General features: G+C 42.0%; 11 protein-coding genes. 5 read left to right on the forward strand and 6 right to left on the reverse strand.

The features are described 5' to 3' along the window. Positions 1 to 42: 42 nt before the first annotated feature. The 6 genes from HMPREF2607_RS08890 to HMPREF2607_RS08915 form a co-directional block, all read right to left on the reverse strand. A complete protein-coding gene (locus HMPREF2607_RS08890; RefSeq protein WP_038676526.1) occupies positions 43 to 738 on the reverse strand; it encodes a gamma-glutamyl-gamma-aminobutyrate hydrolase family protein in 696 nt (231 codons plus the stop codon). Then, a complete protein-coding gene (locus HMPREF2607_RS08895) occupies positions 731 to 1,390 on the reverse strand; it encodes a redox-sensing transcriptional repressor Rex (RefSeq protein ID WP_002884205.1) in 660 nt (219 codons plus the stop codon). Before HMPREF2607_RS08895 ends, HMPREF2607_RS08890 begins: the two co-directional genes overlap by 8 nt. A gap of 141 nt (positions 1,391 to 1,531) precedes the next feature. After that, positions 1,532 to 1,879 carry a DUF1831 domain-containing protein gene (locus HMPREF2607_RS08900; protein WP_002884733.1) on the reverse strand — a complete coding sequence of 116 codons (348 nt, stop codon included), beginning with the start codon at positions 1,877 to 1,879 and terminating at the stop codon, positions 1,532 to 1,534. Between the two features lies 1 nt (position 1,880). Continuing rightward, positions 1,881 to 2,993 carry a cysteine desulfurase family protein gene (locus HMPREF2607_RS08905; protein ID WP_070476753.1) on the reverse strand — a complete coding sequence of 371 codons (1,113 nt, stop codon included), beginning with the start codon at positions 2,991 to 2,993 and terminating at the stop codon, positions 1,881 to 1,883. A gap of 3 nt (positions 2,994 to 2,996) precedes the next feature. Further along, complete coding sequence (locus tag HMPREF2607_RS08910; protein ID WP_070476755.1) at positions 2,997 to 3,968, reverse strand: ribose-phosphate diphosphokinase; 972 nt, start codon at positions 3,966 to 3,968, stop codon at positions 2,997 to 2,999. A gap of 273 nt (positions 3,969 to 4,241) precedes the next feature. Continuing rightward, complete coding sequence (locus tag HMPREF2607_RS08915) at positions 4,242 to 4,817, reverse strand: CYTH domain-containing protein (protein ID WP_022496737.1); 576 nt, start codon at positions 4,815 to 4,817, stop codon at positions 4,242 to 4,244. A gap of 95 nt (positions 4,818 to 4,912) precedes the next feature. Here HMPREF2607_RS08915 and HMPREF2607_RS08920 point away from each other — a divergent pair, with 95 nt between their 5' ends. The 5 genes from HMPREF2607_RS08920 to HMPREF2607_RS08940 all read left to right on the forward strand — a co-directional run. Continuing rightward, positions 4,913 to 5,587: a GTP diphosphokinase gene (locus HMPREF2607_RS08920; RefSeq protein ID WP_002886840.1), complete on the forward strand. Its 675-nt coding sequence runs from the start codon at positions 4,913 to 4,915 to the stop codon at positions 5,585 to 5,587. After that, positions 5,559 to 6,395: an NAD kinase gene (locus HMPREF2607_RS08925; protein ID WP_064521038.1), complete on the forward strand. Its 837-nt coding sequence runs from the start codon at positions 5,559 to 5,561 to the stop codon at positions 6,393 to 6,395. The genes HMPREF2607_RS08920 and HMPREF2607_RS08925 overlap by 29 nt, the downstream gene beginning before the upstream one ends. Beyond that, positions 6,392 to 7,288: an RluA family pseudouridine synthase gene (locus HMPREF2607_RS08930; RefSeq protein WP_014634826.1), complete on the forward strand. Its 897-nt coding sequence runs from the start codon at positions 6,392 to 6,394 to the stop codon at positions 7,286 to 7,288. Before HMPREF2607_RS08925 ends, HMPREF2607_RS08930 begins: the two co-directional genes overlap by 4 nt. 13 nt (positions 7,289 to 7,301) lie before the next feature. After that, positions 7,302 to 8,285 carry a phosphate acetyltransferase gene (gene pta, locus HMPREF2607_RS08935; RefSeq protein ID WP_014634825.1) on the forward strand — a complete coding sequence of 328 codons (984 nt, stop codon included), beginning with the start codon at positions 7,302 to 7,304 and terminating at the stop codon, positions 8,283 to 8,285. Positions 8,286 to 8,520: 235 nt separating this feature from the next. Next, the coding region (locus tag HMPREF2607_RS08940; protein ID WP_070476797.1) for a peptide ABC transporter substrate-binding protein at positions 8,521 to 9,833 on the forward strand (1,313 nt) is incomplete at its 3' end.

Raw genomic sequence — 9,833 nt, forward strand, 5'->3', positions numbered from 1 at the left:
TAAAGACAAGAGAAAAGCAACTGAGTGCAGTCTCAGTTGCTTTTAAAGTTCGTTAACGACGTATTCAAAGAGTTTGAGGTCTTCTTCACGTTTGTCTAGGAGAAGCTCTGGGTGCCACTGTACACCAAGGAAGCGAAGGTCTGGAGTATTTGACTCAACAGCTTCGACAGTGTTGTCCTCAGGGTCACGCGCTATGACACGAAGGTCAGAGGCCAAGTGTTTGATACTTTGATGGTGGAAGGAGTTGATAGAGGTTTCACGTCCGTAAATTTCTGCCAACTTACTGTCCTCTTCAACAATCATCTCATGGTAGAGGTAATCAGAAGGCTTGTCCTGCCAGTGATTCTCGATGTCTTGGTGGAGGCTACCACCTAGTGCGACGTTCATGAGTTGGGTTCCACGACAGATTGAAAAGATGGGTTTCTTTTGCTTAGTGGCTTCTTCGATAAGTGCCATTTCAAAGATATCACGTTCGAGGAAGAAGTCATCCTCACTGGCATGGTTCTCTTCGTTGTAGAATTTAGGGTCAACGTTTTGCCCACCGATAAGGATGAGCTTGTCAATCATGGAGATATAGGTCTTGGCTTCCGATGGATCGGATACTGGTAGTAGGATTGCTAGGCCTCCGGCTCTTTGAACTCCTTCTACAAAGCCAGTTGGGGCATAGGACCAGTTGATATCTTCATGGGCTGGATTAGGCCTTACATTGGCAGTGATTCCGATAATTGGTTTAGTCATTGTTTCTCCTTGATTTTTCTTCTTCTTTCATGAAATAGAGTAGGGTTTGTAGTTCGCTAGTCAGGTCTACGTATTGGACCACCACGTGGCGTGGAAGATTGAGGTTGACCGGAGAGAAGCAGAGAATGCCTTCAATTCCAGCATCAACCAAAAGATCAGCCACCTCCTGAGCTTTAACTGATGGCACTGTCAGGATGGCTGTTTTGATATCTTCTTGAGCAATCTTGTCCTTAATTTGGGAAATCCCATAGATAGGAATCTTGTCCTCGGTTTGAGTTCCAACCAGTTCGTTATCGTCTGTATCGAAAGCCATGACTAGCTGCATGCGATTACGCTCTTGAAAACGATAGTGGAGGAGGGCACGCCCGACATTCCCTACACCTACGAGAAGTACTTTGGTAGTCGCATTGTCATTAAGGAGTTCAGCGAAAAATGTCATTAGCTTGTTCACGTCATAACCAAAACCACGACGACCTAGCTCACCAAAGTAGGAGAAGTCTCGACGAACAGTGGCAGGGTCAATCCCAATAGCTTCAGCAATTTGTTTAGAGCTTGCTTTGTCGATATTTTCACGATGGAATCGCTTGAAAATACGATAGTAGAGAGAGAGACGTTTGGCAGTGGCGTTTGGGATGTTTTTCTCAAATGTCATTGATCGCTTTCCTTTCTTCAATTAGTATGATTCTCTTATATTTTAAGAAAAGTTTGTGAAGATTGCAACAAAATAGTGTAGATGAGGCGATATAAAAAACCTATCACAAGGATAGGCTCTTTCTATGTAGTAAGAAAAAATTTAGACTTCTTCTTGTTCGAAAACGTTACGGTCAACCAAACTCTGCATCAAGAAATAGAATTTCTCTTGCAAGATGTGATGATCTTCATTTTTAAAGATATTAACGTTACGAAGACCAGATTTGTCTGTAATTGACAATTTGAAACCAGTCAAGTCTTTGTTAATAGTGATTTTGAGTGGGAAACCTTCGCCTGAGTTAGGCACTTTTTCGAGAAGGCGGTGCAACTCGTAGTTTCCGATTTTATTTTGCACAAAAGTCGTATCACGTAGGGTGAATTTTTTGACATTAGGACTGATGGTGTAACGGTACTTACAGTCAGTCAAATGAATGCTTTTTTCAAATGCCATGTTAGTCTCCTATGATTTGATTAAGTTTTTCTGCTAGGGCCTGGAGTTCTTCAGCGGTATTTTCCTCTGATAAACTAATGCGAATGGCTGTTTTTAGCTTGTCAGAATCCTTGCCATAGAGGGCCTGGATGACATGACTTGGATCAACAGTTCCAGCAGTACAAGCAGAACCTGTTGAGACAGCAAAGCCTGCTAGGTCTAACAAGGTTAAGAGAGGCCCATTTTCCTTACCAGTAAAGCTAATATTGATAACGTGAGGTAGGCTAGATCCTCCGCCATTAATTTCATAAGGAATGGTAAGGGAATCTAGAAAGGCCTGACGAATCGTTTCAACATGTTGGTAATTGTCTTGGTAGTGGTCACTAGCATGCTTGTAAGCAGCGGTCATACCTGCAATACCGACCAGATTTTCAGTGCTGGCACGGCGTTTTTCTTCTTGCTCACCACCGTGGAGTAGGTTGTCAAAATGCAAATCGTTATGATAGAGCAAGCCGACACCTTTAGGTCCGTGGAATTTATGGGCACTAATAGAGAGAAAATCGGCTCCAAGTTCCTCTGGGTGAATAGGAAGTTTTCCTGCTACCTGAACGGCATCGACGTGGAAGGCAGCTTGGTGATTGGCAAGCAAGTCACCAATTTCCTTAATAGGAAGTAATTGGCCAGTCTCATTATTGGCATACATAACAGAAACCAGAATGGTATCGTCACGTAAGGCATCAGCGATTTGTTGGGCAGTAATGACTTGGTTTTCTGGTTGAATATAGGTTACTTCAAAACCAAAACGCTCTTCCAAGTAGGCCATGGTGTGAAGGACAGAGTGGTGTTCAATAGCAGTTGTAATCAGGTGCTTACCTTTAGCTTGATTGGCTAGGGCGTAACCTTTGATAGCTGTATTGTTTCCTTCAGTCCCACCAGAAGTGAAAATAAGCTTGCGAGCAGGGACTCCAAAGTGTTTGGCCATTTCTTCACGGGCTTCACGAAGTTCCTTAGAAGCCTGTCGACCGTAAGCATGGAGGCTGGATGGATTCCCAAAGGTTTCAGTCATGACATGTGTCATAGCTGAAATAGCAGCAGTATTTAAAGGAGTTGTTGCCGCATTGTCCAAATAAACCATAGCTTAGTCCTCGTTTGCAGTGTAAGCAAAGAGTGGGCTAAGTGGTTGACGTTCGAAAATACGAGTAGTAGCGTTAGCGATTAGCTTACTTGCTGAAATGTATTTAACGTTTGTAGGAACTTTTTCTTTAGTTGCAACTGAATCTGTCACCAAGATTTCTTTAATTGGGGCAGCGTTGAGGACTTCTGCAGCACCTCCTGCAAAGAGACCGTGACTAGCTACTGCATAGATGTCTTTAACGCCACCACGTTCAAGGATTTTAGCAGCTTCAGCAAACGTTTTACCAGTGTTAAGGATATCATCAACCAAGATTGCTGTTTTTCCTTCAACCTCACCGATGATGTAGCCTTCTTCACGTTCTGAATCATCTTGAGCGTAGTCAATGATAGCGATTGGTGCATCAAGGTAGTCCGCCAAGCTACGAGCACGTTTAACACCTGAGTTTTTAGGGCTAACAACGACAACATCACTTCCTGTGAATCCTTTTTTGTTGTAGTATTCAGCAAACAAAGGCATTGTGAAGAGGTTATCTACTGGGATATCGAAGAATCCTTGAACTTGGACAGCGTGAAGGTCAAGCGTCAAGAGACGATTGACACCAGCTTTAACTAGCATATTGGCAATCAATTTAGCAGTGATTGGTTCACGTGACGCAGCGATACGGTCTTGACGTGCATAACCAAAGTAAGGCATAACAACGTTGACAGAGTTAGCACTGGCACGTTTGCAGGCATCAATCATGATGAGCAATTCCCAAAGGTGGTCGTTAACAGGGTTGCTAGTAGATTGGATGATATAGATATCGTCCCCACGAACAGACTCTTCAATGTTGATCATGATTTCACCGTCAGAAAATTGACGTGAAGATACTTTACCAAGTGGCAATCCAGTAGCCTCAGCAATTTTTTCAGCAATTTCTGGGTTTGAGCTGAGCGAGAACAATTTCAATTGTGGGTTTGCTTTTTGATGTATCATGACGATGGTGACTCCTTTAAAAAAATAAGATGCTAAGCCCAGTTAGGGCTATTGTAATAAAACTACAGATAGTTCTATTTTAGCAAAAAGAAGCAGAAATTTCAGCCTTCAAAGTGTGGTATTAGTGAAAAATACCGAACCTTTGTTAGATAAAACGCCTTTGTATGCGTTTTTAGACCTCTGGAAGTCATTTATGAGATAAAATACTTGTATTATTTAACGTTGCATGTGTTTAAACATAAAAAGACAAGGAGCTAACTCCTTGTCTAACTTTTAGTCTTTGTCTCGTTTGAGGGTAGCTACAAAGCGTGCAACCTTACTCTTGGCATACTTAAAGTCAATGTTATTTTCTTTAAGGAAGGCATCAAAGTCGTCTTTACCTTTCTCAGCATCCGAAACTTCTAGTTCAAGCTCGTAGTCTTTCTTATCAGCATAGACATTGACATCGAGGGCCATGAGGCCGATGTTGGTCTGGTACTCGCGACGGGTAGTGGTCAAATGTCCGAGGATGGTTAGGTCCTCTAGTTTAACCCCACGTTCTAGAAGAATGGACTTGATTTGACAATCAGGAAAGTCCAGCGACTTAGTCAAAGCCTTAGCGTCCGCACAATCCATGGTAAGGTTGTACTCCATGTTCCCGACTTTTTCAGGGATCTTCAAGGTCAGCTCACCATGAGTGGGAAGTGTCCTGATACGCAAGGATAGTTTTTTGTTTCTCATGTCACTCTGAGGAGTGTCGATGTAGTAGTTGGTTTGCGTAACAGGTGTCACATGGGAGAAAAGCATCGCTAAACGATTGTACTCGTCTTTGGTGAGTAGAGTCTTGTACTCTATCTCTAAATGGTTCATGTGTGTCCTCCCTTGTGCTTTCAAATGTGGTATAATATAACAGATTGTATTTATTTTATAAAAAACTAAAGCTTTTGACAAGGAGGAGTCCTATCTTGACCATGGATTGGGAACAATTTTTAGACCCCTATATTCAGGCCGTAGGTGAGCTCAAAATTAAGCTCCGAGGCATTCGGAAACAATTTCGTAAGCAAAATCGTCACTCGCCTATTGAATTTGTGACAGGACGTGTGAAGTCAGTGGCTTCCATTGAGGAGAAAATCGCCCTTCGTGGCCTTTCGGTTGAAAATTTGGCTCAAGATATGCAGGATATCGCTGGTCTCCGAGTCATGGTCCAGTTTGTCGATGATGTGGATGAGGTTTTGGCTTTGCTGCGTCATCGTAGTGATATGACCATTGTTTCAGAGCGTGACTACATCAGAAACCGTAAACATTCGGGTTATCGCTCTTATCATGTTATTATCTCTTATCCCGTTGATACCATTGATGGTCGTAAGGAGATTCTTGCAGAGATTCAGATTAGGACTTTGGCCATGAACTTTTGGGCCACCATTGAACATTCCCTTAATTACAAGTATCAGGGGAACTTTCCAGAGGAAATTAAGCTTCGCTTGGAAACTACGGCCCGCATGGCTTATGAACTTGATGAAGAAATGCGTAAGATACGTGATGATATTAGAGATGCTCAGTTGCTCTTTGATCCAATTAACAGAACTTTGAAGGATAGTGTAGGAAATAGTGATGACACAGATGAAGACCTCTTCGGATGAGATGAAGGTAGCTATTATTGCCAATGGCAAACCCCAAAGTAGGCGTGTGGCCTCAAAACTTTTTAATGCCTTTCGAGATGATCCTGATTTTTATTTGACCAAGAAAAATCCAGATGTGGTCATCTCAATTGGTGGTGATGGCATGTTGCTATCAGCCTTTCATATGTATGAAAAAGAGCTTGCTCGTGTGCGTTTTGTAGGGATTCACACGGGTCACCTAGGCTTTTATACGGATTATTTGGACACTGAAGTAGATCAATTAATCGAGACGCTTCGAAAAGACAGTGGTGCTAAGATTTCTTACCCTCTTTTGAATGTCAAATTGACCCTGGCTGATGGGCGTTCTTTTACGTCGATTGCCCTCAATGAAGCAGCCATCAAGCGTAATGAGAAAACCATGGCAGCAGATGTTTGCCTTAATGATGTCTTGTTTGAGAGCTTCCGTGGTGACGGGCTGTCGGTGTCAACGCCTACAGGATCAACGGCCTACAATAAATCTTTAGGTGGTGCGGTCCTTCATCCTACCATTGAAGCCTTGCAACTGACAGAGATTGCCAGTCTTAATAATCGTGTGTACCGGACCTTAGGAAGTCCCCTTATTGTGCCCAAGCATGAGAAGATTACCGTTTATCCTACCCGAATGGGAAGCTACACTCTATCCGTTGATAATAAAACCTATACCAACCGTAATGTGAAAAAGGTAGAATTTTCAATCGACCAACGTAAGATTTCCTTTGTGGCCAGTGCCAGTCACACAAGTTTCTGGGAACGGGTCCGTGATTCCTTTATTGGAGACATGGAAGAATGAGATATGAATTTACTGTAGGACGTTCATGTCGAGTTAAGACCTTTTTGAAGGAGCACGATGTTTCAAAAGGACTTCTGGCCAAGATTAAGTTTGAGGGTGGTCATATCTGGGTCAATGGTGAGGAGCAGTTTGCGACTTATCCTGTTCATGAGGGAGACGTGGTTGCCATAGAAATCCCTGATGAGGCACCACATGAAACCTTGAAGCCAATTCCTTTTGACTTGGATATAGTTTATGAGGATGATAACTTCTTGGTGATTAATAAACCCTATGGCTATGCTAGTATTCCAAGTGTTAACCATGATAATACTATGGCTAATTTTGTCAAATATCACTTTGTCAGCAATAATTATCCTAACCAGCGGGTGCATATCGTGACACGTCTTGATAAGGACACGTCTGGTCTTATGCTCTTTGCTAAGCATGGATATGCCCACGCGCGAATGGATAAACAGTTGCAGCAGAAGTCTATTAAGAAGCATTACTATGCCTTGGTTGAAGGTGATACCAAACTTGAGGAGCAGGGCGAAATCATTGCACCGATTGCGCGTGATGTGGATTCCATTATTACACGTCGGGTTCATAAATCAGGGAAATATGCCCATACGAGCTATCGCTTGGTAGCTGATTATGGTCGAGTGAAGTTGGTGGATATCAATCTTCATACTGGACGTACGCACCAGATTCGTGTGCACTTTGCCCACTTAGGTTTGCCTCTTTTGGGAGACGACCTTTATGGCGGGTCCCTAGACTACGGTATTAAGCGACAAGCCTTGCATTGTCATCGACTTGCCTTTATAGATCCGTTCACCAAAAAAGAGATGGTCCATGCATCTTCCTTGACAGATGATTTTGAAACCGTTATCATGAACTTACAAACTAAAAAAGATTGATTGAGGATTTTTTATGCGTAGTCTATTTGGTGAACTTCGTGAACGTATTGCAGGGAAAGGTGTTAAGATTGTCTTCCCTGAGGGTAACGACGACCGTGTGGTTCGTGCTGCTGCCCGTTTGAAATTTGAAGGATTGGTGGATCCTATTATTTTGGGAGACCCAGCTGAGGTTCACAAAATCTTGAACGATCTTGGCTTTGCAGACTTTAACTATACGATTATTAATCCTGAAACCTATGAAGGTTTTGAGGAAATGAAGGAAAAATTTCTTGAAATCCGTAAAGGAAAAGCAACAGTCGAAGATGCAGAGAAGTTGCTTCGTGATGTGAACTATTTCGGTGTTATGCTAGTTAAACTTGGTCTTGCTGATGGAATGGTTTCAGGTGCCATTCACTCAACAGCGGATACGGTACGTCCTGCCCTTCAAATTATCAAAACAAAACCAGGCATTTCACGTACATCAGGTGTTTTCCTTATGAACCGTGAAAATACCGATCACCGTTTGGTGTTTGCTGACTGTGCCATCAACATTGAACCAAATGCTCAAGAATTGGCAGAAATTGCAATTAATACTGCTGAAACAGCTAAAGTTTTTGGTATTGATCCTAAAGTGGCCATGCTTAGCTTTTCAACAAAAGGGTCTGCTAAATCGCCAAAAGTTGACAGGGTAGTTCAAGCAACAAATATTGCTAAAGAAATGCGTCCTGACTTGGCTATTGATGGTGAGTTGCAGTTTGATGCAGCCTTTGTTCCAGCAACAGCTGCTATTAAGGCTCCAGATAGTAACGTAGCAGGACATGCCAATGTCTTTGTCTTCCCAGGTTTGCAAGCAGGTAACATTGGATATAAGATTGCCCAACGTTTGGGAATGTTCGAAGCTATCGGTCCAATCTTGCAAGGTCTTAATAAACCTGTTAACGACCTTTCACGTGGGGCTAGTGCTGAAGATATTTACAATTTGGCGATTATCACAGCTGCTCAAGCTCTTAATGGCTAATTTTTACTTAAAAACAGAGGTTTAACCAAGGTGTTAGACCTTTTTGTTTTATGCATGACGAGTGATTAAAAATAAATTGATTGAAGCGGCTAGAAATCTAGGAAATACAAGGGGTTGTTGAGTTTATCGTGTTTTATCATGTAAAATACTTGTGCAAATTGTCTGACAACGACTGTTTTTCTTGATTATTTATGCTATAATGAAAGAGTAAAATTTTATTTTTTGGAGAAATCTTATGAAAAAAAGCAAATGGTTAGCCCTTGCGGGTGTGGCACTCCTCAGTGTAGGTGCCTTAGCGGCTTGTTCTTCTAAGTCAAGTACTAGTGGAACGACTTATGGTTATATTTATAACTCAGATCCTGAAACTTTAGACTATATCACGTCAAATACTGGACCTACTAAGACTGCTGTAACTAATGGTGTAGATGGTCTTATGGAAGCTGATAAATATGGGAACCTTGTTCCTTCTGTAGCTGAAGATTGGTCAGTTTCTCAAGATGGTCTTACCTATACCTATAAAATCCGTAAGGGTGTTAAATGGTACACTTCAGAAGGTGAAGAGTATGCTGATGTGACTGCTAAGGACTTTGTGACTGGTCTTAAGCATGCGGCTGATTCCAAAGCTGGAGCCCTCTATTTGGTACAAGATTCTATTGCAGGCTTGTCTGACTACCTCTCTGGTGCCAATAAAGATTTCTCAAATGTAGGTGTCAAAGCAATCGACGATCACACATTGCAATATACCCTTAAAAAACCAGAACCATACTGGAATTCTAAGACAACCTATGGTTTGCTCTTCCCGGTTAACGAAGACTTTCTTAAGAATAAAGGAAAAGATTTTGGTAAGTCAACAGACCCAACCTCTATCCTTTATAACGGTCCTTTCCTTCTTAAATCTTTGACAGCTAAATCATCTATCGAGTTGACTAAGAATGAGAATTATTGGGATAAGAAGAACGTGCATTTCGACGCTATCAAATTGTCATATTATGATGGTTCTGACCAGGAGGCTCAAGAGCGTAGCTTCTCAGATGGTGCTCTCAGCATTGCACGTGTATTCCCTATGAGCTCTAACTATGCGTCAGTAGAAAAGAAATATAAAGATAATATTTATTACACAGCACCAGGTGCGTCTACAGCAGCTATTGGTGTGAATATTGATCGTCAAAGCTATAAATTCTCAGCTAAGAAGTCAGATGCTGAAAAGACATCAACTAAGAAGGCTCTTCTAAACAAAGACTTCCGTCAATCAATCAACTTCGCTATTGATCGTACAGCTTATCAATCTCAAGTTAATGGTAAAGATGGGGCAGCTCTTGCTCTACGTAACCTCTTTGTTCCTTCTGATTTTGTCAGTGCAGGTGATAAGACCTTCGGTGACCTTGTGACAGAGAAAATGAGCACTTACGGTGATGAATGGTCTGGTGTCAATTTTGCGGATGGTCAAGATGGTCTCTACAATGCAGAAAAAGCTAAGACTGAGTTTGCCAAAGCCAAAGAAGCTCTTCAAGGTGAAGGTGTTCAATTCCCAATTCACTTGGACCTTCC

Source organism: Streptococcus sp. HMSC078H03, from assembly GCF_001808655.1.
GTDB lineage: Bacteria > Bacillota > Bacilli > Lactobacillales > Streptococcaceae > Streptococcus > Streptococcus salivarius_G.

Bases quoted from the DNA above. Each gene is read 5' to 3' on its own strand.
- pta (WP_014634825.1), top strand. From the start codon at position 7,302: ATGCGTAGTCTATTTGGTGAACTTCGTGAACGTATTGCAGGGAAAGGT.
- HMPREF2607_RS08915 (WP_022496737.1), bottom strand. From the start codon at position 4,817: ATGAACCATTTAGAGATAGAGTACAAGACTCTACTCACCAAAGACGAG.
- HMPREF2607_RS08930 (WP_014634826.1), top strand. From the start codon at position 6,392: ATGAGATATGAATTTACTGTAGGACGTTCATGTCGAGTTAAGACCTTT.
- HMPREF2607_RS08890 (WP_038676526.1), bottom strand. From the start codon at position 738: ATGACTAAACCAATTATCGGAATCACTGCCAATGTAAGGCCTAATCCA.
- HMPREF2607_RS08900 (WP_002884733.1), bottom strand. From the start codon at position 1,879: ATGGCATTTGAAAAAAGCATTCATTTGACTGACTGTAAGTACCGTTAC.
- HMPREF2607_RS08910 (WP_070476755.1), bottom strand. From the start codon at position 3,968: ATGATACATCAAAAAGCAAACCCACAATTGAAATTGTTCTCGCTCAGC.
- HMPREF2607_RS08895 (WP_002884205.1), bottom strand. From the start codon at position 1,390: ATGACATTTGAGAAAAACATCCCAAACGCCACTGCCAAACGTCTCTCT.
- HMPREF2607_RS08905 (WP_070476753.1), bottom strand. From the start codon at position 2,993: ATGGTTTATTTGGACAATGCGGCAACAACTCCTTTAAATACTGCTGCT.
- HMPREF2607_RS08925 (WP_064521038.1), top strand. From the start codon at position 5,559: ATGACACAGATGAAGACCTCTTCGGATGAGATGAAGGTAGCTATTATT.